This is a genomic window from Brevibacterium sp. CS2 (genome assembly GCF_005280295.1).
Lineage (GTDB): Bacteria > Actinomycetota > Actinomycetes > Actinomycetales > Brevibacteriaceae > Brevibacterium > Brevibacterium pityocampae.
In genome coordinates this window covers 845347-869153 of the sequence record NZ_CP040020.1, presented here as the reverse complement: position 1 = coordinate 869153, position 23807 = coordinate 845347, and the positions used below count along the sequence as shown (strand labels likewise).

Genomic DNA, 23807 nt, shown 5'->3' with positions numbered 1-23807 from the left:
GTCTCCTGATGGACGATAGGGACAGTCCGGATCACTCGGAGCGGTTGAGTAGCCGCCGCGCGCTGGCCGCGGGATCGAGGTTCAGGCGCCGGAGCAACTGCGCGTTGAGTGCGACGACGACGGTCGAAGCCGACATCAGGATCGCGCCGATGCTCATCGGCAGCACGAACCCGATGGGCGCGAGAATGCCCGCCGCGAGCGGCACGGAGATCAGGTTGTACCCTGCGGCCCACCACAGGTTTTGCTTCATCTTTCGGTAGCTGGCGCGGGAGAGTTCGAACACCGAGAGCACTGAGCGCGGATCGGAGGAGGCGAGGATGACGCCTGCGGAACCGATGGCGACGTCGGTGCCTGCGCCGATGGCGATGCCGACGTCGGCCTGGGCCAATGCGGGGGCATCGTTCACGCCGTCGCCGACCATCGCGACCTTGCGGCCCTCGTCTTGGAGTTCCTTGACTTTCGCGGCCTTGTCCTCGGGGCGCACGCCCGCGAAGACCCGATCAATGCCGAGATCCTTGGCTACGGTGTCGGCGACGGCCTGCGCGTCGCCGGTGATCATTACGACCTGAGCACCGGCGGAGTGTAGGGCGTCGACGGCGTCGCGGGACTCGGGACGGATCTCATCGGCGAGCCGCAGCGCGCCGATCACGTCGCCGTCGGCGAGGACGTGGAGGATGATCGCGCCCTCCTCCCGCCACTGGTCGGCCACCGGCAGCTCATCTCGGTTCTGCTGGTCGAGCAGGTAGGGGCCCCCGACCTCAATGACGGCGCCATCGACGGTGGCCTTGACTCCCACGGCCGGGGACGAGGAGAAGTCCGAGGCTTTCGGCACCTGGATTTTTTTGGATCTGGCGGCTCCGGTGATGGCGCGGGCCAGCGGGTGTTCGCTGTCGGCTTCGGCCGCCGCAGCCAGGGCGAGCACGTCGTCTTCGTCACGTCCTTCGATGGGATCGATCGCGGTGACGGTGGGTTCTCCCTTGGTGAGGGTGCCGGTTTTATCGAACAGCACGGCGTCGACGGTGCGCATGGACTCGAGTGCGAGCCGGTCCTTGATGAGTACCCCGCCTCGGGCGGCGCGCTCGGTCGCGATCGAGACGACCAGCGGGATCGCGAGGCCCAGGGCGTGTGGGCAGGCGATGACCAGTACGGTGATGGTGCGCACCACCGCGGCGTCGGGCATTCCCAGCAGCGTCCATGCGAGCGCGGTGATCACTGCGGCTCCCAGGGCGAACCAGAACAGCCAGGCCGCCGCGGTGTCGGCGATGCGCTGGGCGCGGGAGGAGGAGGCCTGGGCGTCGGTGACGAGCTTCTGGATTCCGGCCAGGGCAGTGTCATCACCAGTGGCGGTGACCTCGACGCGCAGACCGGAGTCGGTCGCCACGGTGCCGGCGACGACGTTCTCGCCGGCCTCGCGGCGCACCGTCTTGGACTCGCCGGTGACCATCGACTCGTCCATGCTGGCGCTGCCGTCGACGATCTTGCCGTCGGCCGGTACGGACGCTCCGGGTCGCACGATGACTACATCGCCGACCCGCAGTTCCGCCGGTGCGACCTTCACAACCTCGTCGCCATCGACCCGCTCCGCCTCGTCGGGCAGGAGTGCTGCGAGGGAATCCAGGGCGGAGGTGGTCTGAGCCAGCGAGCGCATCTCGATCCAGTGACCCAGCAGCATGATGACCACCAGCAGCGCCAGTTCCCACCAGAAGTTCAGCTCATGGTGCAGGATGTGCAGGCTCGCGCCCCAGGAAGCGAGGAACGCGACCGTGATCGCCAGGGCGATCAGGAGCATCATGCCGGGCTTGCGGGAGCGGATCTCGCTCAGTCCGCCGGTGAGGAAGGGCCAGCCGCCCCAGAAGTAGATGGCGGTGCCGAGGATCGGCGAGACCCACCAAACCCACTCCGCGTCGGGCAGGTGGTAGCCGAGGAGGTGGGCGAACATGTCGTTGAACCCAACGACCGGGACCGCGAGAACCAGCATGATCCAGAAGAGCCGGCGGAACTGGCCGACGTGATCACCGTGCCCCTCGTGCCCAGAGTGGCCTCCGTGCCCGCCGTGGTCCGTATGCCCGGCATGGTCGTGACCAGTATGAGTCTCGTGGCCGCCATGCTCGGTATGGGTGCCGTGCCCCTGGTGAGCGTTGTGCTCGTGGTGCTGTGCGTGGCTGTGGTGGCCGGTGTGCTCGTGGTGCTGTGCGTGGCTGTGGTGGCCGGTGTGCTCATCGACCTCGGTGCCGTGGTGGGCGTGCTTCTCGCTCATGTTCTGTCCGTCCCTTTTCTTCGCTCCAGCCCGGATGCTCCTGCGGGGTCAGGAGGCGGGCTGTATCTCGTTTTCCACGACCCATTTGTGGTTCGTCATCTCCATGCCGTCTGCTTCGTAGTCGACGACGTAGACGGTTTCGTCGGTCGAGGACGCGATCGTCGCCGTCGCGCCGTCCATGCCGTCCATGTGATCGGCGGTGACGGTGACCTCGGTGCCATCGGCCAGGCGCTCATCGCCGGGGTTCTGGAGTTCTTCCTGGACGACCCACTTGTGGTCGGTCACCGGTTCACCGCCGCCGACCGGGGTGTAGTCGATCGCGTAGGTGTAGGTGTCGTAGGCGCCGACGATAGTGGCGGTGGCGCCGTCCATGCCCTCCATGTGGTCGGCGGTCAGAGTGACCTCGGTGCCCACGGGGTACTCGGGGTCGACCGCTTCGGTCATGCCCTCGGGCACCGGGCCGCCGTCGGCGGGATGATCCATACCGTCGTGGCCGCCGTGTGCGTCCTCGCTCTGTGACGCCGAGGGCTCCGCGGGTTCGTCTGCGGCGGAGCAGCCGGCCAGGGCGAGGCTGCTGCCGAGAATGCCTGCGGCGATGAGGGTGGTCATGCGCGTGTTCAACGGAGAACTCCTTGCTCATGGGATGCGGGTGGTTCCGTGCCTTCCACCGGGTGCGGGAGGCACGGAACCCGGGTTGTTCTGGTGGTCTCTCAGGCGGCGTTGGCGTACCGGTCGGGGTCGGCGTCGAACAGCGGGCCGCAGGCGGCGCAGCAGAACCAGTACCGCTGGCCGTTGTGGTCGCGGTAGAGACCGGCGGCCTCGGCGTCGGCCTTCACGACCGGGGTGCCGGCCATGACCGGGCACTCGGCCATCTCCGCCTCCGGGGTCTTGGCGACCGCCTCAGCGCTCGGTGCGTGCCCGCCGCAGCAGCCCCCTCCCGAGGTGGCGGAGGTGTCGGTGAGGTTGAGGTTCTCGTGTGCAGTCATCGGATAGGTCCTTTCGTGGTTGGGTGATGACAATTGATGGTTCAGGCGGCGACCGGCTCGCGAGCCGCCGCCGCTCCGGCCGGTGCCGGAGTGGAGGCGTCGTCCGCGCGGGCCTTGAAGGTGCGCAGCCGGAGGCTGTTGGAGACGACGAACACGGACGAGAGCGCCATCGCGGCACCGGCGAGCATCGGGTTCAAGAGCCCGAACGCGGCCAGCGGGATCGCGGCGGTGTTGTAGGCGAAGGCCCAGAACAGGTTCGTCTTGATCGTGCCCAGCGTCTTCCGCGAGAGCCGGATCGCGTCCGCCGCGGCGCGCAGGTCGCCGCGCACCAGGGTGATGTCGGCGGCCTCGATCGCGACGTCGGTGCCGGTGCCCATCGCGAGCCCGAGGTCGGCTTGGGCGAGGGCGGGGGCGTCGTTGACGCCGTCACCGACCATCGCCACCGTCTTCCCCTCGCCTTGGAGGCGGGTGACGACATCGACCTTGTCCTTGGGCAGGACCTCAGCGATGACCTGGGTGATGCCGACCTCGGCGGCAACCTGCTCGGCCACCGCCTGGTTGTCACCGGTCAGCAGCACCGGGGTCAGGCCCAGCTCCGTGAACTGGCGGATCGCCTCAGCCGAGGTCGGCTTGATCTGGTCGGAGACGACCAGCACGCCCCTGGCCTGCCCGTCCCAGCCGACCGCGATCGCGGTCTTGCCCTGCGATTCGGCCTCCTGCTTCGCAGTCCGGAGAGTGTCGTCCAGGTGGATCGACCAGTCCGCCAGCAGCGACTCGCGGCCGGCGACGACGGCGTGGCCATCGACGACGCCCTGCACGCCCTTGCCCTCGATGTTCTCGAACGACTCCGGGGCAGGCAGCTCGCCGACCTCGCTGGTGGCACCGGCGGCGATGGCCTGCGCGATCGGGTGCTCAGAGAAGTCCTCCAGGCCGCCGGCGATGCGCAGCAGCTCACCCCGGTCCGCACCCTCGGCGGGAATCGCCTCGGTGAGGGTCATCTTGCCGGTGGTGACGGTGCCGGTCTTGTCCAGCACGATCGTGTCGACCTTCTTGGTCGATTCCAGGACCTCGGGGCCCTTGATGAGCACACCCATCTGCGCTCCCCGACCGGTGCCGACCAGCAGCGCTGTCGGCGTGGCGAGGCCGAGGGCGCAGGGGCAGGCGATGATGAGCACCGCGACTGCGGCGGTGAACCCGGCCGAGAGCGGGAACCCGGCCCCGATCCAGGCACCGAGCGCGGCCACGGCGACGGCGATCGCGATGGGCACGAACACCCCGGACACCTTGTCGGCCAGACGCTGGATCTCGGCCTTACCGGACTGGGCGTCCTCGACGAGCTTGGCCATCTGCGCCAGCTGCGTATCCGCACCGACCCGAGTGGCCTTTACGACGAGGCGCCCGCCGGCGTTCACGGTCGCACCGGTCACGGTGTCGCCCTCGGCGACCTCGACGGGCACGGACTCGCCGGTGAGCATGGACGCGTCGATCGCGGAGCTGCCGGAGGTGATGACGCCGTCGGTAGCGATCTTCTCGCCCGGCCGGACGACGAACTCGTCATCCACGCTCAGCTCGTCGATGGAGACGCGTTCCTCCTTCCCGTTCCGGAGGACGGAGACTTCCTTCGCACCGAGCTCCAGGAGGGCACGCAGGGCGGCCCCGGCGCGGCGCTTGGAGCGCTTCTCGAAGTAGCGGCCGAGCAGGATGAACGTGATCACCCCGGCGGCGACCTCCAGGTAGATGTGCTCGAGCCCGTCGGAGCGGGAGATGGTGAACTCGAACGGGTGGACGACGCCGCGATCGCCCGCGGTGCCGAAGAACAGCGCCACCAGGGACCAGATCATCGCCGCGGTCGTGCCCACGGAGATGAGGGTGTCCATCGTCGCGGCACCGTGTTTGAGGTTCATCCAGGCGGCCTTGTGGAACGGCCAGCCCGCCCACACCACCACGGGTGCTGCCAGCGCGAGGGAAGCGAAGCCCCAGTAGTCGAATTGCAGCGCGGGGATCATCGCCATCGCGATGACCGGTACCGCCAGGACGGCCGAGCCGATGAGGCGCTGCCGCAGGCTGCGCAGCTCGGCATCCTCACGCGACTCGCCCTCGCCGTTACTACCGGACTCGGGAGCTGTTCCCTTCGGGGTGGGCAGATCGGCGCTGTAGCCGGTCTTCTCCACCTCGGCGATGAGCAGCTGCGGGTCATAGTCCGCAGGGGCGGTGACGCTGGCCTTCTCGGTCGCATAGTTCACGGACGCGGTGACACCGTCGAGCTTGTTGAGCTTCTTCTCGATCCGGTTCGCGCAGGAGGCGCAGGTCATCCCGCCGATCTGCAGCTCGACACTGTTCGTGCTGATGATCGGATCACTCGCCGTGGTCATGGTCTCCTCCTTCCTCATGCCCGCCGCCGTGCTCGCCCTCGGCCCCACCGGTGGTATCGATCACCAGCGGCGCGGTGTGCACCTGACCGTCGACCTGGAAGTCGAGGTAGAGCAGGTACCGGCCGGGCGTGGGGGCGGTGGCCTCGAAAACGATCTGAGGCCCGGACGTCTCACCGGCCTTCGGTGCATCCCCGTGGGGATGGACGTGCAGGTAGGCCAGGTCGCCGTCGCGCAGCGCGACCAGGTGCCCGAACGCCCCCAGGTACGGCTCCAGCGCGGTGACCGGCTCTCCGTCACGGGTGACGGTCATGGTCAGCTCCGATGCGGAACCGGCGACCAGATCGCCCTCGACCGTGACGTCGAACCCCTCGACCGTGGTCTCGGTGACTGGTTCGGCCGCGGCGGGGTCGTAGTCGCCGGGCACCTGCACCGCAGTTGACAGGGTGATGCCCTCGCCGTGCTCGGCGGGTACGAAGTCGGCGAACACCCGGTAGGTGCCGGCCGCCTCCCACTGCCACGGGATCGACCAGGCGCCATCGGCGCCTCGTTCGGGGTGGACGTGACGGAAATGCGTGCCGTCGGCGCGGACGACGATCAGGTGCAGCTCTTTCTCGTGCTCCAGCTCGTAGTCGGTGACCGGCTTGCCGTCCGGGCCGGTGACCGTCAGCGACAGCTCACCGTCTGTGCCGAGGGCGTCCGGGGCGGTGACGGCGGTGAGCTGGTAGCCGTCCTGCGCGATGCCCAGGCCGAGCGACCCGGCCCCGGCGTCGTGGCCCTCGTGCCCGGTGCTGTCCATGTCTTCTCCTCCTTCTTCGTGTCCTTGGTGGGTGGTGCTCTCGGTGTCTTCTGCCCAGGCCTGCACCGTGCTCTCCGGGACGACCGCGTTCGCCGTGAACGCGGCCACGGCGAACACGGCCACCAGCACCAGCCCGTACAGGCCCAGCCGTGCAGGTGCTTTCATGTCAGCTCCTGACGGCGGTGTAGCCGGCCTCGTCGACCGCCGCGATCACCGCGGCGTCATCGACCGGCTGCTCGCTGGTCACGGCCAGCCGCCCGGTCTGAGCGCTGACCTCGATGCCGGTCACCCCGGCGATCTCGGACACCTCGGCGCGGATCGCGCTCTCGCAGTGCCCGCAGCTCATCCCGGTCACCTGGTACTCGGTCGTGGTTGCCATCTCTAACTCCTTCACTCGTGTACGACTTGCATTCAGGCTAATACCCCCCAGGGGTATAAGTCAAGGTGCGGCCTGCTCCTCGGCGGCCTGCTGTGCTTCACCAGTCGGGCGGACGTGGCGCAGCCTCGTGGCGGCGATGATCGCCGCGAGACCGGCGATGACCGCCGAGACGATGGCCGCAGTGTTGAGCCCGCCGGTGAACGCGGTCTGCGCGGCGGCCACCACCTGCTCTCCGAGCGCACCGTGCAGCTGGGCCGCTGCGGCCATGGCGCCGTCGACGCTGTCCGATGCCGCCGCGGCGGCATCGGCGGGCAGGCCGCCGGGCAGCAGATCGCCGATCTGGCTGCGGTAGGCGGCGATCCCGACGCTGCCGATCACCGCGACACCGAGCGAGATGCCCAGGTCGTTAGCGGTGGTGGCGAGGCCGGAGGCCCCGCCGGTCTTCTCCGGCGGCACGGAGCCGACGACGAGGTCGGTGGTCAGCGCCATCGAGGGGGCCACGCCGGGGTAGGTGATGACGAAGCTCGCGATCACCAGCGCCAGACCCGTGCCGGCGTCGAGCTGGGTGAACAGGATGTAGCCGACGACCTGGGTGAGCAGGCCGACCGCGATCACGTTGCCGGGCCGGAACCTGCGCGCGAGCACCGGGGAGAGCGTCGAGACGACGATTAGCACCGCCGCGGCCGGCAGGATCGACAGGCCCGCCTGCAACGGCGAGAGCTCCTGGACCTGCTGGAGGTACTGGGTGAACAGCGAGTACACCCCGCCGAGCGCTGCGGCCGAGAGCAGGAACACTGCCAGTGCCCCGGACACGGTGCGGTTGGCGAACAGTCGAACATCCAGCAGCGGCTGCTTGGCGCGCAGCTGCCGGATCACGAACCACAGGCCGATCAGCGCGCCCGCGACCAGCAGCCCGATCGAGGGGCCGGCCGGCTCCTGGGCGGCGAAGCGCTTGATGCCGTAGATGATCGCCAGCAGACCCGCGACCAGCAGCAGTGCGCTGAACAGGTCGATCCGCGCCGACGGGTCACGATGCTCGGGCACGAGGATGGGGGCGGCGATCGCGACGAGCGCCATGATCGGCACCGCGACCAGGAACGTCGCCTGCCAGCCGAAGGCCTCCAGCAGCAAGCCGGACAGCAGCGGGCCCAGCGCCACACCAGCGGAGATGCCGCCGGCCCACACGCCGATCGCGACACCGCGCTGCTTCGCATCGGCGAAAAGCACGAAGATCAGCCCGATCGTCGCCGGCACCATCATCGCCGCAGCCAGCCCGAGGACGGCCCGCCAGACGATCATCAGTTCCGGGATCGTCGTCAGCGCCGCGGCGATCGAGACAGCGGCGAACAGGATCGCGCCGATCACCATGAGCAGGCGCTTGCCGATCCGATCGCCGAGCACGCCCATCGCGACGAGGAACCCGGCCATCACGAAGCCGTAGATGTCGAGAATCCACAGCAGCTGCGTGCTCGACGGATTCAGGTCCGCGGCCAGATTCGGGGCGGCGAGAAACAGGATCGTGAGCATCATGAACAGCAGCGTCGAGGGGATCACCAGAACGGCAAGCCCCCACCACTGCTTGGCGCCGGCACGCGGCGCGGCGGTGTCGCTCATCGCGCACCCCCAGGGATGTGTGTCGTGGACATGGTAGTCATCTCCTCTCTGTCGGCCCCGCCTCGCCCTCCGAGCCGGAACTCGATCATCGGTGTACGAGTTGTAACAGCTACACTATCTCATACATTCCAGTACGACTTGTGAGGTGGATCATGACGGTGAAGAAGACGACGCCCCGCGGCACGACGACCGGTGCGTCAGGCGGCGGTGGCCGGGCGGCCAATCAGCGGGCGGATGCGCAGCGCAACCGGGCAAGGATTCTGGCCGCGACGGCGACGGCGATCCGCAAGAACCCCGACGCTTCGGTCGGCGACATCGCCGCCGAGGCCGGGATGGGCAGAGTGACCGTCTACGGGCACTTCCCGACCCGCGCGGAGCTGATCGAGGCCGCCCTCGTTGACAGCCTCGAACGCGGCGAAGACGTGCTCAGCGGGGTGCCCCTGGATGGTGATCCGGGCGAGGCGTTCCGGCGACTGGTGGCCTCCAGCTGGGTGCTGGTCGACCAGTCGCGGGCGCTGCTGGCGGCCGCGATGAAAGAACTGCCTGCGGCACGCATCCGCGAGCTGCACGAGAAGGCCGAGGGGCGGATGCGGGCTCTGCTGCTGCGCGGCCAGCGCGAGGGTGTCTTCCGGGTCGATCTGCCGGTGTCCTGGCTGCTGACTACTACGCACGTGGTGATGAACGGTGCCGCCGAAGAAGTGCGTGCCGGGCGCCTCGACGCCGACGACGCGCCGTGGTTCATCGAGGCGATCCTGCTGCCCGCCTTCGCCGCCACCACCAGCACCACCACCATTGGGGAAGGAGCCTGATGAGGATGCCCAGCATCGCGATCATCGGGGCCGGCGCCGCTGGCACCGCAGCCGCAAGAACCCTGCACGCTTCCGGTGTCGACGTCGACCTCTACGCCCGGAACGGTGAGGTGCCGTTCAACCGGACGTTGGTCAACAAGGGCATCGCGATCGGGCTGCTCGAACCGGCCCAGGCGGCCCTGCCCGACACCGGGGCCGCCCTCCGGTCGGAGACGGTGCGCGGCCTCGACCCCAGGGCTCGGCGCTTGCGGCTGGACTCCGGCGATACACACGCCTACGACGCGCTCCTCATCGCCACCGGCAGCCGGCCCCGCACTCTCGACGAGGAGGTGATCGGCCGCGACCAGGCCATCAGCGGCGGCAGACTGACCACCCTGCACTCGGCCGCCGACGCCGTCCGCGTCCGCGATCTACTCGCGACCACTCAGCCTGCCCGGGTGCTCATGCTCGGTGGCGGCCTCGTCGCCTCCGAGACCGCCTCGCTGCTCACCGACGCCGGCCACGACGTCGCCCTCATCACCCGCGCCGCGATCCCAGGAGCGAACGCCATCGGCGAACACGTCGCCCGGCGGCTACGCGACCTGCACCGCCCCCAGCACGCCGCCTACCTGGAACGCACCGTGCACTCGATCCGCACCCACGCCGACCGCATCAGCATCACCCTCAACGACGGCAGCCAGGTCGAAGGCGACCTCGCGATCGTCGCGCACGGCACTCTGCCCGCCGCCCCCGCACCATGGACCGGGCCCGACGGCATCCCCGTAGATTCCCGCCTGCGCTCCATGCACGCCCCGCGGCAACGGATCTACGCCGCCGGCGGCGTCGCCGTGCATCACTATCCCGGCCACGGCTCCTACCGGATCGATCACTGGGACGACTCCGCCGCCCAGGGTATCCACGCCGCGAACACGCTGCTGCACGACCTCGGTATCGCCGGCGACCCCGGCCAGTACCTGCCGAGCTCGACGTTCTCCGCACGCATCCACGGCCACACCCTCACCGGTGTTGGACACCCCGCCCTGGGCACACGCACCCGCGTCGTCTCCGAGGAACCACTGATCACAGCCCACTACCTCGACGAGGTGCTGGTCGCGCTCACCGGAGTGAATGCCGCCGGCCCTATGCGTGAGCTGATGCCCGGCCTGCACCACCCTGAAACCGCGGCTGATCCGGTGACGCGACAGCACGTATGAGCCCCTCGCGTCAAACGGAGTTCAGACGGTGCGCACGCAGGCGCACTGGCACGCCGCGAGGGTGCCTTCGGCGGCTTCGGTCTCCTCGCGCACCGCCCGATCACTGATCACCGGCTCTGCGGCGGCGACACCGGTCGGGGCGGCCTCGCTGTCCTTCTGCTCGCGCGGCCAGAGCAGGTGCGCCGCGATCGCCCCCGCGATTGCCAGGGCGGCGAGGACGGACCAGGCGAGCGTGAACCCGGACGCGGTGCCGATCCAGCCCGCGATCGGGTAGGTGACGAGCCAGGCGAGGTGCGAGAGGGAGAACTGTGCGGCGAATCCCGCGGGGAGGTCCTGCTTCGCCACCGAGCCGCGGATGACGCGCCCGGTCGGGGTGACGATCATCGCCATGCCGCCGCCGATGATCACCCAGATCGGTGCGGTGACCATCCAGGATGCGACTTGGGTGGCGGTCATCGCGACGGCGGCGAGCACTCCGGCCAAAAGCACCAGGGCGCCGGTCATCATCACAATCCGCTCGGCGATCCGGTCGAGCACGCGTGGCAGGAACAGCGCGACCAGCAGCGTGCCGCCGCCCGAGGCGGCCAGCATCCACGCGACGTCGGCCTGCGAGCCGCCCAGGTGGTCGCGGACGTAGTTGACCGTGTTGACGACGACGATCGATCCCGCTGCCGCGACGACCAGGTTCAAGGCCACCACACCGCGCAGCCGGGGCGTGGCGAAGAAGACCCTGACTCCCGATGTGACCCGCGCCCAGGCGCCGACGTGCCCGCTCGGGGTGGCATTGGGAATGTGGGTCGAGAGCACCAGCACGGCGGAGAGCGCGAACCCGATCGAGGTGCCGATGAACAGCCAGTTGAACGCCATGAACGTCAACGCGACGGCCGCCAGGACCGGGCTGAGCAGGCTCTCCATCGTGTACGCGACCTGCGACGCGGACAGTGCTCGGGTGTAGTCGGACTCCTTGGTGACGATATCGGGGATCACGGCCTGGAATGTCGGCGTGAAGGCCGCCGACGCCGCTTGCAGGACGCCGATGAGCACGTAGATGTGCCAGACCTCCGTGACGAACGGGAGCACCAGCACCACCCCGGCGCGCACCACATCGAGCAGTGTCAGGAACATCCGCCTCGGAAGCCGGTCAGCATACGCCGCTGCCAGCGGCGCGATCAGAACGTACATGACCATTTTGATCGTCAGAGCGGTGGCAAGCACCGACCCTGCGCTCGGGCCGGCCAGGTCGTAGGCGAGGAGGCCCAGCGCCACTGTCGCCAGCCCAGTGCCGAACAGCGCGATGATCTGCGCACCGAACAGGTGGCGGAAGTCGCGGATCGCGAACAGGCGCATCAATCTTCTCCTCAAACCCTCTCAAGAACACGTAACCCCTCCAACCTTTTACCCCCCTGGGGTATTTCCGACGGTGCTCCACGAGGAACGGAGTGCGCCCACGGTGTGCGCCGTACGGGGCGATCCGGCGCAGCGCTCAGGCGGCCGTCGGCGGGATCAGTAAACTGGGGTGCATGGCGTCCACCGCAGCAACGCGTACCCGGAGAGGTCATCTCGGCCTTCTCCGAGGCGTGTTGCTCGGCGGCCTGTTGGTCGCCGCGGTCATCACCGGTCTGCTCGCCATGCACACGCTGAACCTGCACGGCACACCCGCCGCCCACGCGGCCACCGCCGCGGTCTCCGTCACCGATTCTGGTGAGGCGCGCCAGGGCGCGGCGCATCACGACACAGCGAGCGCTCACGCGACCAGCGGCACAACGCACGATCCCGGCGGTTCCTGCACCGACTGCGGGAGCGATGGACACCTGGGCATGGCGATGGCGTGCGTGCTCGCACTGCTGCTCGCCCTGCTCGTCCTCGTGCTGCCGCGGATTCTGCCGGGATGGCCGCGCACCGCACCTCGATCTCTCCCGATCGCCCGCTTCTTCGACAGGGGGCTGTCGAGGGCTCCTTCATTACAGGTTCTCTGCATCAGTCGCACGTGACAGAGCGGTGAACCCGGCGCAGCAGCGCCGACGGTTCCCCCTGCACTCACGCGGTGCCCCTGAGGTCCCGCGCCACTGACACGACTGCTGACACTGGAGAACACTCATGAAGTTTCGTACCGCGGCGACCGCCGCACTCGCACTGACCGCTGCACTCGCCCTGGCCGGCTGCTCCGCCGGAGACGACGATGCGATGTCGGGCATGGATCACGGCTCGTCCGAGCACACGCCGGACGCCACCGGCGGGGACGTCAATGACGCGGACAAGATGTTCGCCTCGATGATGGTCGTCCACCACGAGCAGGCCATCGAGATGAGCGACATCGTCCTCGCCAAGGACGGCGTCGACCCGCGGGTCGTCGAATTGGCCGAGACGATCAAGACCGCCCAGGGGCCCGAGATCAAACAGCTTCAGGGCTGGCTGGAGGACTGGGGCGTCGACCCCGACGATCACCAGATGGGTGGGATGGACCACGGCGACGGGATGATGAGCGAGGACGACCTGGCCGCACTCGAAGCCGCCGACGGCGCCGAGGCGTCACGCCTGTTCCTGGAACAGATGATCCTCCACCACGAGGGAGCGGTCGAAATGGCCCAGACACAGGTCGATGACGGTAGCAACCCCGATGCCGTCGAGCTCGCGCAGACCATCATCGACGCGCAGACCACTGAGATCCAGGAGATGCAGGACCTCCTGGCCACCCTCTGATCGACTACTCGGGTCGGTGCCGGGGCGAGAGCGCCCGGCACCGACCCACTCAAACCCTTGAAGGATCACGCCATGAATCACCCCACCATGCGGCGGCGCCGAAATCTGATCGTCACTGCCACCGCAACGCTTGCCGCGGCCCTCGTTCTCACTGGATGCGCCACAACGTCGCCCGAACCCGAATCCATCTCCATCGGCAGTCAAGCCGTCGACACTGAATTCCTGACAGACCACAACCTGGACGGACTCGACGCCACGCAGGTCATTGGGCGGCTCGACACTATGCCCGTAGCCGACCGTCCCGCCGATCTGATCGCATCCGTGCAACCCGACGCCCTCGTCCTCACCGACGATCAAGACCGCGAGACACGACTGCCGATGCCCGATGATGAGGTGTACATCTCGGTCGCCCCCTATCGGGAGCAAACGCACGATTGCTACTTCCACAGCCTGACCACCTGCCTCGGCGAACTCGCCAACACCGAGGTCCAGGTCACGCTCACCAGCAAGGGCGGCGACGTGCTCGTCGACGAGGTACAGCAGACCTACGACAATGGGTTCGTCGGCGTCTGGGTGCCCCGCGGCATCGAGGCAACCCTCACGATCGAGCACGAAGGTCAGACGGGAACCGCGATCATCTCCACGATGAACGAAGACGACCCGACTTGCATCACTACCCTGCAACTCACCTGACCTCGGGCATCAGCTGCTCGTGCCCCGGGAAATCGTTCTGTTCTAGATCGGCACAACTCCGAGGACGTGGCGTGTGGCCGATCACCAGCGCTGCGGCTGTCACGCAAGGTGAGGAATTCCGCGCTCATCATGGCTCGGTCGCCGCCCGTAGTGCGTCAAGCTCGACGACTGCTTGGAGGGGCAGGACGCCATTGCCGAGGGCAGTGTTCTGTTGGTTCGCGGTCAGGCCGTGTTCGGGGTCGGTGACCCACCCCGTCGGGAGGCCCATAAGCCATTCCACGAACTCGGGCGCCGGGCGTGGTCCTTTCTCCTCGTTCAGGATCGCGGGGTCAGGGGCGGTTCGTTCGGTGATGTGTTCCCATCGGGCGATGGCGTTGGCGTATCGCCCCCAGCGGTGAAGATGTCCTCGATCAGGGCGAACAGGGGCTCCGACTCGTTCCAGCTGGCGGGCGAGCCATGCGGCCCGTGCAGGGCCAGGTCGATCACTTGATGGCTTAGGGCGATCGTGCCCCGCCGTGCCCGTACCTGGTCCAGGGTCTCGCCGCCGCGCGAGGAGTCCGAGGCCAAAGGCGTCCGGAACAGCGCTTTCGCGGTAGGCGGTGATGAAGACCCGGAACCGGTGATGCGGTGCGCCGGCCAGTGACGCCGGTAAGCCGATCCATCGTGCACTTCTCCGGAGGTCGGCCAGATCCCCGAGTACGGCTCCGTGCGCCCGAAGAGGTCGCGTTGGCTCGTCTCCCAGCAGCCACGGGTCGGGTTCCAGGTTGCGAACGGCGGTTGCATGCTCGTTGGTTGCATCGTCGGGGTTGCGTGCATCGGGGGTTGCGCCTTCCAGAGCGCGGATTGCGGGTGCGGAGAGTAGGCCGCGGACGTTCTCGATGACGACGAGCTCGGGTTGCAGTGCGTCGATCGCGGCCGCCATGTGCGACCAGAGCCCGGAGCGGGTGCCGGGTGCGAGGCCGGCGCCCTTGCCGACGGTCGAGACGTCTTGGCAGGGGGAACCCACCGATCAGTATGTCGACCGGTGGCACCGCCGCCCAGTCGACGGATGTGATGTCGCCGAGGTTCGGGATGCCTGGCCAGTGGTGGGCGAAGACGCGGATGGAGGGGGTGTTGATCTCGGAGAACCAGATCGTCTCCCCGCCGGTGGCGTACTCGACGGCAAGGTCCAGGCCGCCGTAGCCGGAGAACAGCGACCCGACCCGGACAGGGCGGCCGCGATGGGAATGGTCGTCGCGCATGAGAGCTCCGCAGGCTTTGTGAACCCCGGACCTCGACGCGACCGAGCGTGCGCCGACTCTCCGGGCTGAACACCTGCCAGGTGCACCGGCCGCCCGATGCATCCCGAGCACCGCAGCCTCAGAAGCGTCCCCGACCCGGACCCTCAACCACCGTCATCGCCCGCTCGTCCCCGCCGCTGCCGCCTGATCAGCAGCGCCTCCTCCCGCCGCTTCATGAGCCGCCACACGTCTTTCAAGCGAGGGCAGCCAGGACGAACAATCACGGAGCAGGTGGGCAGATGAAGGCGGCAATCGCGAGGTCGCGACTCCGGACGGGACCTCTAGGAACGCAGGCACAGTACAGTAAGGACTACCCACCTCCGCCACCGATGGTTGCCGACCACATGACACGAAGCCTCACATGATGTGCGGCCATACCGAGGTTAGCTCGTTCGTGAAAGCACGAGACGCATAGTAAGGGAAAACATTTGCGAATAAAGAGTCTCCGTGTCAGAAACTTTCGAACCATCACCGACGATCAAACGATCGAGTTTCCTCGGTCGGTCACTGTTGTAGGTCCAAACAACACCGGCAAGACCAATCTCCTGGGTGCGATCCGTATGTTCTTCACGGGCCACGAGAACGCATATGGATACGTCCGTCAAGACGATCTTTCTATCGGAAAATCGAAGCAGCAGACCACATTCGTTGCAACGTTCGAAAAATCCTCAGAGGCGGACGCTGAGCTGCTTGCCAAATACGACCAGATTCTAGCTCTCTACGAGCCTCCCCGCGTCCGTGAGCGTGATGAGCTGACTCTGCAATTGATCTTCTCCGATAAAGGAAACCCCACCTACCGACTCTCATCTGAATCAACGAGCAAGGTAGCCCGTGAGAACCAGCCGAACCACTCTCGACTTCTCCGGGATATCGTTTCGGAACTAGTTGAAGGGACATCCGTTCACTATGTTCCGTCCTCGAATAGTAGCGAGGACCTGTTTGGGGAACTTGTCTCTCCGTTGATCAAGCAGAGTGTTGTCGACAAGCTCGACGCCGAAATCTCGAAAATCTTCAACGCATTACAAACAGTCGCCACTGACCTGACCGCTATCCTCAGATCCGCCGGTCTCGACGGCTATAAAATCGACCTTGACCTTCCAGCGAAGGAACAGGGCGGATTTCTATCTCATTTTGATTTCTATCTTGCGGATCCCGCTAGGACGTCGGCATTTGCCAAGGGGCGTGGTATTCAGGCCTTAGCGATGCTGTCTTGTTTCGCCTGGATTGCAGAGCAGGAGGCTCTTGCGGGCAAGACTTCATTGTGGCTAATTGAAGAACCAGAATCATATCTACACCCAGAGCTCTACTCGACGGCGCTTGAGATTCTGGGGAAGCTTGAGGAATCAGGGCAAGTGGTTCGTACTACACATGCCCTAACGATGGTGCCAAAGGATGCTTCGGCAATCTTCGCCACCTCTCTCTCAGATTCGGGCGGCACGATTCTCCAACGTTACGACTCAACGGTTGATGCTACCGCTGCATTGCGTGGATCTTTGGGTATAAAGTTCGCTGATTTCTTTGGCCTCGGGTCCGAGAACATTTTTACGGAAGGTGAATCGGACGTTCGCCTCGTTCAGTGGGCGATCTCGATGCTCGGAGGAGCCGACAAGTTTCCTCACCTTTCGGATGCCCACTTTAGAAGCTTTGGTGGGGTGCGAAATCTTGAAGGCTTCCTTCACGCTAACTACCTGCATATTCGTCCGGAGACACCTGCGATATCGCTGTTTGACGGCGACGCGGCCGGAATCAAGGCGATCCGGGCTGTCCAGGGTTTTTTGGGTAACCACGGTTCCGGATTTGAATCGGGTGTTGACTACGTACTCGCTCGGACAGGCCGCGCAATCGAAGGCGTTTTCCCGGATTCGTACTTGGCGCGGCTGCATGAAGAGAAGTCAGACTGGTTTGATTCGTGGATTGTTGATCCTCAGGGCACGGTCGCGGATTTCAAAATTAAGGACGCAGCCAAGAGTCAGGCAGCTAGATGGCTTCAAGATTCCGCAGGGGCCGAAGACAACCAGTCGGAGTGGCATGAGCATTGGTTACCCCTGCTCGAAGCACTTGAGAATGCGTTGGCGACCTGGAGGCCCGGCAGGCGATAGCGCTGCTTCCGTTTTGTCTGCGGCCACTGTCACGTGCTGCGTTCTATTGGCACTCGGAAGCGCAGATAGTCGTCAATCGATCTCCAAGATGCGACATCCGCACGTTTCGATGTTTGCTTGGTCCACCTGTCGGCATGACAGTTTCGATGCGGGTGATGAGCGCGGGCGACGGCTATGCGTATCTGCTGCGCACGGTCGCCGCCGGGGATGGTGACCGGGATCTCTCGACGCCCCTCACGAGGTATTACACGGAGGAGGGAACTCCTCCCGGGTTTTGGATGGGGTCGAGCCTGCCGTACCTCGGCGGCGGTGAGCTCGCCGAGGGCGGGCAGGTGTCCGAGGCGCAGCTCCAGCTTCTCGTCGGGATGGGTCGCGACCCGATCACGGGTGACCCTTTGGGTGAGGCGTATCGGCAGTACGCGAGCGTGCAGGACCGCGTCGACCAGCGGGTCGCCGACCTTGACTCGGAGCTGGGGCCGGTGTCGCGTGCGGAGCACGTCGCGGCGATCGAGGCGGAGGAGGCCGAGCGCGGCACCCGCCGCGCGGTCGCCGGGTATGACTTGACGTTCTCGGTGCCGAAGTCGCTGTCGGCGTGGTGGGGTGTTGCGGACGGCGGTACGCAATCCTTGATCGCGGACGCGCATCATCAGGCGGTCGCGGAGGTGCTTGCATTCCTCGAACGCGAGGTCGCGACCACCCGCGTCGGCGCCGCCGGACCGGACGGAGCGGTCGCGCACGTCGATGTCGCCGGCGTCCTCGCCACCGCGTTCGACCACTACGACTCGCGCAGCGGTGATCCGCAATTGCACACCCACGTCGTGGTCAGCAACAAAGTGCCCACGGTGCAAGACCAGAAATGGCGGACCCTCGCCGGCCGCCCGGTGCACGCCTCGATCGTCGCCCTCTCCGAGCTGTACAACTCGACCCTCGCTGACCGGATCACGGGCATGTTCGGGATCGAGTGGGAGGCCAGGGAGCGGGGCCGGGATCGAAACCCCGCATGGGAGCTCGCCCCGGTACCGGACGAGCTAGTCTCGGAGTTTTCGTCGCGGTCTCGGCAGATCGAGGAGGAGAAGACCCGCCTGATCGACGCCTACCGGGCCAAGCGCGGCCGTGAGCCATCGGCGAAGACGATCCTGAAGCTCCGCGCCCAGGCGACGCTCGCCACCCGACCGGAGAAGCAGGTGCAGTCGCTCGCTGCCCTCACCGCCAATTGGCGTCACCGCGCCGGCGAGGTCTTGGGCGAGGACGCGACCTCTTGGGCGCGCACCCTCACCACCGCTACCGGGGAGCAGGCAGCACTGTTGCGGGCCGACGACGTGCCCCTGGACACCATCACCGACCTCGGCCAGTCCGTCGTCGCCGCGGTGGGTAAGAAACGGTCGACGTGGCGACGCTGGAACCTCCACTCCGAGGCGAGCCGGCAGCTCATGGGCGTGCGGTTCGCATCGGCGGAAGATCGGGAGGCGATCACCGGGATGGTGACCGACGCGGCCGAGCAGGCGTCGCTGCGGTTGACGCCGCCGGAGCTGGCATCGAGCCCGGTCGTGTTCCGCCGCCCCGACGGGTCGAGCCGCTTCCGCCACCCCAGTGCCATCCTGTACTCGACCGAGGAACTGCTGGCCGCGGAAGACCGCCTCCTCGACCGCTCCCACGCGACGACCGGGCCGACCGTGGAACTGGCCACCGTCGAGAACATCACCAGCAGGCCCGACGCGGAGGGCCGCCGGCTCGGCCCCGATCAGGCCGACGCCCTTCAACAGATCGCCGTGTCGGGCCGGATCGTGGACGTGCTCGTCGGGCCCGCCGGTGCGGGGAATACCACATGTTGAGTTTGACACCACTACGTCCTGCCTACCGGTAGGGCGGAGCAGGATGATGGCAGTACGTGCATCAACCCCAAGGTCTCCTACTTGAGGTCATGCTCACTCGTCGGCATCGAGGAGTCCGCTACCTGCCGCCGCTTCTACCAGTGGTTGTGCAACCGAATCGCCGACCGCGCCTCGTATCGCCTTGACCAGCTGATGCACGCGGTGCCTCACCATGTAGTCAGTGCCGGTCGTGTTCCGAACGCGCTCGGCGAAGAAGGCAACGAGCTCAGGGCCATAGGCGGCGAGGACTCCATCCGGCAACTCTCGATTGAAGAATCGCTCACCCAGACCGATGCCGTGCCCGCCGAAAAGGATCGCTGCGGCAGGGACGAATTCACCCACGACAGGAACGACGTCCGCCCAGCGTGCAAGCTCTTCGGGGGATGCGACCCGCGGCTGCCCGCTGAGTCGGCGTTCCAGATGCTTGCCGAGCCACCGGCGCCAGACCTCGGCCCCGTCGACGCCATCTTCGCGGAGGAATCGGGCGACCGCTTCAGCGAAGGCAGCGGCATGTGAGCCGTTTGACGCGAGCACTGTCTGATCAAGCAGGCGCCTCCGGTCGGTACTCGTGATGCCCGCGTATGACACCACGGAGGTTATGAACCCCAGGAAGATGTGATGCAGTTGTTGGTCTGGCAATTCGTCGATACGGCTGAGCTCGGCGACCATGCTGTCGAACAGCCCGGCTGCGAGGAGCCGGTCGTTCCACCGAGGATGGTGCAGGAACGGGTACCAGCCAAAGGCGTGTCGCTGCGGGTCGTTGAAGAGCGGAAGCAAATGCGCCGCCGCGAAACCAGCGTCCGCGGCAAAGTAGAAGAACAGCTGTCCAGCAATCGCGGGTTGCGTAGCGTCCAGTGCATCCTCGTTGCCGTTCAGCAGCGCGACGAGCGCCTCCGACTCCTCGTCGCTGAGTCCAGCCCAATCCTCACGTGAGTGTCGCCAGCGACGATCGACCTCGCTATTCCAGTACTGGGCCACGAAGCCCGGCCAAGAGTTTAGGTAGAGCGGCGCGAACGACAGGGGGGTCGAATCTTCTCGGTGTGTGAATCCTGCGCCTTGCTCGCGCCAGAGTGCTCGCGCCAGCTCGCGCATGGACGCGAGCACCGGCGACTCAGCTGCGTCGATCTGCTGTCGAATCTGCTCAAGTAGGAATCGCCCTAATGCATAGGCGGAGTCCTTGTCCGTAAGCAGTGTGGTGAGGCGCTGGACGGCCCCGAGGCCCGAATCTCCCAGCTGGGCTTTCCCCCAGCCTTCGGCGATCGCGCGCCATAGGTCGACCTGCTTGTCGTTAAGCTCGTCGCGGCGGAGGACGGCGTCCCAGAGCTGCAAGCCGAGGTCCGGGCGTTGCTCGACGGCCTGTTGCACAAGCCCGAGCGCATCTCGCCAGTCGGGCTGATCGAAGTGGCGTTCGGAATAGTCACGGGACAGCAGGTCATCGAGTGCAGCGCTCACGTTCTGATCGAGCGCCTGGATGAACTCCTCGATGTCCATCGGCGGCTTCCCACCCCAGGTTCCGCTTGTCATCCAGCTGTCGAAGTCAGGATGCTCTCGCACCCCGAAACCAGGGTTCTCAGCTTGGATCGCGTCGAACGCGGCCTGCGCCTCCGCCCAGTCAGGGTCGGCTTGCGTTAGCCATGCCAACAAGTTGTACTTCGCGTACGCGAAGTGACGGTCGCGGTCGGGAATCTCTTCGGGGTAGTCGGGTCCAGCGTCGGCAGCGTCCAAGACCCGCTGCTTGAGCGGCGGCGTCGCGCTACCGACCGCGGCGGCGAGTACCTGATAGGTCTCATGTTTCAGATCGCCTGCGTAGAGTCCAGTGCGATCGAGGAGCCACGAGAGCTTGTCGTCCGAACTCCGTTCCGGATCGTTCGCTACCAGATGCAGAGCCAGGCGCTGCATGAGCGCACGGTCGAGGTTCCACCATCGATCGGGCAGATCGGGCCAGAGGGGCAGCGCCTTGATCCCGTATTCGCGAAGGCCGTCTATGACTGCGTCGAGCGGCTCCCGGAATTCATCCTGGGCGTGTGGTTCGATTGCAGATCGGTGATGCGCGAGGGGGTCCCAGCTTCGGTCGCCGTGATACGCGGCGAGCAGGTCGTACGCCGCCGCGATGGCATCTTCCAGGACACTACCGAGGGAGCGATCTGCCGGGGCAGATTTCTGCAAAATAAGCATGATGTGCTGGGTCAGCGCGTACTCTTCCGAGTTCCAGGCGACCTTTGCATCGGGATGGACCGTGCGTTCCGTGGACTCATTGACGAACCAACGCCGTTCCAGCTTGAGGAACGGCCGCAGCGCGGCACGCAGCACGGCTGTGCTGCGTGCCGTCGAATCGGGCAGGAACGGCATGAGGAACTTGGTTCCTAGCGGAGCTGACTGCCCGTGTATCGATGTAGCCAGAAGTGTTTGCCACCGTTCTCCGGCAGACGCGTCTTGCTTGCTGAGGTCGTTAGCGAGCCAGCTGGCGGTCCGGTAGAGCGAAGCCGTCATCGATTGCCCGAGTCGTTGCACGGTCTGGAGTGCTGCACCGTTCAGCGTCGTCGACTCGATGAAAGTCCGTGCGAACCAGTTGCCTAGCACCGCCGTCGCGTCAGACACGTCCGCCGGTGAGAACAGGGCCTTGAACTCAGGAAGATCCTCCACCCAGGTCAGCCATTCGAGTTTGGTCTCGTCGGGCAGCGATCCCGTCGCAAATCCGAAGTCGCGGGCGCCGTCTGTCGTCCGGAGACGACCATGGAGGTAGTCGCGGTCGGGCAGTGGCATTGCAGTACCGCCGCCAACGATCTCCTGCACACGCGACTGGTGATCGGTCTGCCCCATCTTGGCTCGATCCGCCCACGCGGTAAGCGCCGCCACGAGCGCGTGATGATCGCGCCCCACCACCGGGTATGCGATCGGCCGTATCCCCAGGTATCCCCACTTGCTGTTCGTCGGGTCGCTCGTAAACGCGAACCGCTTGGAGGCCTTGCCGTTGCCGCTGGAGGGCAGCCCGAGCGCGAGGTACCGCATGATCACGTCGTCATGGCTGTAGCCGACGAACACCACGGTGAATCGATCGAACATGGGAAGGAGGAACCGTGCTGCCCACGCATCGGTGATGTATGCATGGCCGAAGTCACGGTCGGTGAGGATCAGCTCCTCCTTCGGGCGCCGTACTGAACCATGCAGGTGCACGAGCCCAGCAAAGTCATGTCCGAGAGGCAACGCCGGGGCATACCAGGTGTCCGGTACCGCGATCGATTCGCTTCTTGCAGCAGAGGCAAGGTGATCGTCGTAGTTAGTGGTGACCACGCGGAACGCTCCTCCGATTCCCGCGAGGTCCACAACCGCACTATGTAGCGGATTGAATCGTGACCTCGGATCGGAAATCAGCGTGTGGGCGTGCTGATGGGCGTTGAATCCCTGAGGGAGCGACTCCAGCTGCCCAACAAAAAAGTCCAGCCCGCCGCGCCTCGAGAATGGGTGCGACGCCAGTCGCGCAAGCTTCTTCGCGAGGCTCTCAAAGAGTGGAAGGTTCGACGGTTTGCCCAGCGAAGCCCCTGCGCCGACGAAGAACACCAGCTCGCCACGCTCGTGGGCGTCGAGGATCTCGTCAGGTAGCTCGACATCTCCAGTAATCCACATCAGGCCGCTAACTCTCTGTAGCCGTTCAGCGTGCTCACCGACGTAATTCCAAGGTGCCGTAGAACGAATCTAAACAATAGCCCGGCAAGGCGCGGACCATGTACCTTGTAGCGGTCCGGACCAATGCCATCTCGACTCCCTTGTGCTCTTCTGGCAAAGCTCTCTGGTGTTGCTCGCCGGGTACAAGTATCGCGCAGCCCAGCGCCAGTAGGCCAGACGAGGTTTCGTCTGATCACGCGGCGAAACCTCCACCCCGCAGGTTGCGGGCCCCAATGAGGAGTGAAGATGCAGGGGATTGCAGTGAATGTCGCATGCTGTACCTGACACCACTACGCGTACGCTGCGATCGGCCGCGGGCGGGCGGCGTAGGCGGTGAGGTGTTGGTCGAGGAGTGCTGCGGCGTGGAGCATGGCTCGTGCTCGCGCGGTGAACGCAGTGTGTCGTTCTTCGAGGACGGAGCGGAGGGCTGTGCCGGTTCGGGCGTTGCGGAGTTCTTCGATGACGGGCTTGATGCGGGTGAATCGGTAATGCCCTTGCCGGAGGAGTCGGATCACTCGGGCGTCTCGCACGTCGTCGGCATCGTAGGAGCGATGCTGCACGCCAGGTAGACGTTCCGGCGTGAGGAGGCCCGCGTTCTCCCAGACGCGGAGGGCGGAGGTGCGCACGCCGAGCAGGTGGGCGAGTTCCCGGATGGACATCGGCACGCTGGCGTGCAATCGCTCGTCTACGGCGTTGCTGATGGCGTTGAGGATCTGCGTTGTCTGGGCGAGCGCCTGGCGCTGTTCATGGAGCGTGTGGTGAGAGGCGTCGATGAGCGCGAAGGCTTCGGCGGTGTCGTCCCGATAGATGGCGGTCATGATGGCGCGGGCTATGGGTGCACCGTGGCCTCGGGCGAGGGCCTGGTAGCAGTGCAAGGCGCTGAGGTGTTCGTCGGTGTAGAGGCGGTATCCGGTGGCGGTGCGCGCGGCGGCGGGGAGGACTCCTGCGGCTTCAAGATTGCGCACGTGCTGGGGCGACACTCCCGCGCTGGCGGCAAGATCGGCGGTCTTCATCATCCTCTACGTTCGAGTGCGGTTTGAGGGTTTTCGGGTGGCTCGCGCTGGGAACAGGTGGTGGTCCGCCCCAAAGTGCCAA

At 66.2% G+C, this 23807-nt stretch carries 17 protein-coding genes and 2 pseudogenes; 7 read left to right on the top strand and 12 right to left on the bottom strand.

The genetic code is table 11. The features are described from left to right. Positions 1 to 31 precede the first annotated feature (31 nt). The 7 genes from FDF13_RS03760 to FDF13_RS03730 form a co-directional block, all read right to left on the bottom strand. Positions 32 to 2257, bottom strand: a complete 2226-nt coding sequence (locus FDF13_RS03760; protein WP_137318502.1) for a heavy metal translocating P-type ATPase — start codon at positions 2255 to 2257, stop codon at positions 32 to 34. 48 nt (positions 2258 to 2305) lie between these two features. Further along, positions 2306 to 2878 (bottom strand): YdhK family protein, encoded by a 573-nt coding sequence (locus FDF13_RS03755; RefSeq protein ID WP_175406850.1) that lies wholly within the window; start codon positions 2876 to 2878, stop codon positions 2306 to 2308. A gap of 89 nt (positions 2879 to 2967) precedes the next feature. Then, a complete protein-coding gene (locus FDF13_RS03750) occupies positions 2968 to 3243 on the bottom strand; it encodes a YHS domain-containing protein (RefSeq protein WP_094452372.1) in 276 nt (91 codons plus the stop codon). A gap of 41 nt (positions 3244 to 3284) precedes the next feature. After that, complete coding sequence (locus tag FDF13_RS03745; protein WP_137318500.1) at positions 3285 to 5615, bottom strand: cation-translocating P-type ATPase; 2331 nt, start codon at positions 5613 to 5615, stop codon at positions 3285 to 3287. Next, complete coding sequence (locus FDF13_RS03740; protein WP_137318499.1) at positions 5599 to 6576, bottom strand: heavy-metal-associated domain-containing protein; 978 nt, start codon at positions 6574 to 6576, stop codon at positions 5599 to 5601. Before FDF13_RS03740 ends, FDF13_RS03745 begins: the two co-directional genes overlap by 17 nt. Position 6577: 1 nt before the next feature. Next, positions 6578 to 6790, bottom strand: a complete 213-nt coding sequence (locus tag FDF13_RS03735) for a heavy-metal-associated domain-containing protein (protein ID WP_019157648.1) — start codon at positions 6788 to 6790, stop codon at positions 6578 to 6580. Between the two features lie 60 nt (positions 6791 to 6850). Continuing rightward, positions 6851 to 8404 (bottom strand): MFS transporter, encoded by a 1554-nt coding sequence (locus FDF13_RS03730; protein WP_019157647.1) that lies wholly within the window; start codon positions 8402 to 8404, stop codon positions 6851 to 6853. Between the two features lie 152 nt (positions 8405 to 8556). On the opposite strand from FDF13_RS03730, the gene FDF13_RS03725 reads away from it, so the two are divergent. Together FDF13_RS03725 and FDF13_RS03720 are read left to right on the top strand one after the other, a co-directional pair. Then, positions 8557 to 9213 carry a TetR/AcrR family transcriptional regulator gene (locus FDF13_RS03725; RefSeq protein WP_137318498.1) on the top strand — a complete coding sequence of 219 codons (657 nt, stop codon included), beginning with the start codon at positions 8557 to 8559 and terminating at the stop codon, positions 9211 to 9213. Beyond that, positions 9213 to 10406 carry an FAD-dependent oxidoreductase gene (locus FDF13_RS03720; RefSeq protein WP_094452376.1) on the top strand — a complete coding sequence of 398 codons (1194 nt, stop codon included), beginning with the start codon at positions 9213 to 9215 and terminating at the stop codon, positions 10404 to 10406. Before FDF13_RS03725 ends, FDF13_RS03720 begins: the two co-directional genes overlap by 1 nt. 21 nt (positions 10407 to 10427) lie before the next feature. On the opposite strand, the gene FDF13_RS03715 is transcribed toward FDF13_RS03720, so the two are convergent. After that, positions 10428 to 11753 (bottom strand): MFS transporter, encoded by a 1326-nt coding sequence (locus tag FDF13_RS03715; RefSeq protein WP_019157644.1) that lies wholly within the window; start codon positions 11751 to 11753, stop codon positions 10428 to 10430. Positions 11754 to 11926: 173 nt separating this feature from the next. Between FDF13_RS03715 and FDF13_RS03710 the strand changes: the two genes are divergently transcribed. The 3 genes from FDF13_RS03710 (at position 11927) to FDF13_RS03700 (ending at position 13799) form a co-directional block, all read left to right on the top strand. Next, positions 11927 to 12397, top strand: coding sequence for a DUF6153 family protein (locus FDF13_RS03710; protein WP_051013283.1), 471 nt, complete (start codon positions 11927 to 11929; stop codon positions 12395 to 12397). 106 nt (positions 12398 to 12503) lie between these two features. Continuing rightward, the gene (locus tag FDF13_RS03705) at positions 12504 to 13106 is read left to right on the top strand and encodes a DUF305 domain-containing protein (protein WP_019157642.1); all 603 of its coding nucleotides are present in this window, start codon (positions 12504 to 12506) and stop codon (positions 13104 to 13106) included. A 72-nt stretch (positions 13107 to 13178) separates the two neighbouring features. Then, on the top strand, positions 13179 to 13799 hold the full coding sequence (locus FDF13_RS03700) for a CueP family metal-binding protein (protein WP_094452377.1): 621 nt from the start codon (positions 13179 to 13181) through the stop codon (positions 13797 to 13799). A 127-nt stretch (positions 13800 to 13926) separates the two neighbouring features. On the opposite strand, the gene FDF13_RS03695 is transcribed toward FDF13_RS03700, so the two are convergent. After that, a complete protein-coding gene (locus FDF13_RS03695) occupies positions 13927 to 14805 on the bottom strand; it encodes a DNA cytosine methyltransferase (protein ID WP_254668893.1) in 879 nt (292 codons plus the stop codon). Positions 14806 to 14863: 58 nt separating this feature from the next. Further along, positions 14864 to 15040: pseudogene (locus FDF13_RS15130) on the bottom strand (DNA cytosine methyltransferase); the annotation flags it as partial. 467 nt (positions 15041 to 15507) lie between these two features. Between FDF13_RS15130 and FDF13_RS03690 the strand changes: the two are divergent. Beyond that, positions 15508 to 17178 (top strand): ATP-dependent endonuclease, encoded by a 1671-nt coding sequence (locus FDF13_RS03690; protein ID WP_137318497.1) that lies wholly within the window; start codon positions 15508 to 15510, stop codon positions 17176 to 17178. 134 nt (positions 17179 to 17312) lie between these two features. Beyond that, positions 17313 to 19004: pseudogene (gene mobF / locus FDF13_RS03685) on the top strand (MobF family relaxase); the annotation flags it as partial. Between the two features lie 99 nt (positions 19005 to 19103). On the opposite strand, the gene FDF13_RS03680 reads toward mobF, so the two are convergent. Beyond that, positions 19104 to 22673: an SIR2 family protein gene (locus FDF13_RS03680; RefSeq protein ID WP_137318496.1), complete on the bottom strand. Its 3570-nt coding sequence runs from the start codon at positions 22671 to 22673 to the stop codon at positions 19104 to 19106. Positions 22674 to 23002: 329 nt separating this feature from the next. Beyond that, complete coding sequence (locus tag FDF13_RS03675) at positions 23003 to 23728, bottom strand: MerR family transcriptional regulator (RefSeq protein ID WP_137318495.1); 726 nt, start codon at positions 23726 to 23728, stop codon at positions 23003 to 23005. Positions 23729 to 23807 lie beyond the last annotated feature (79 nt).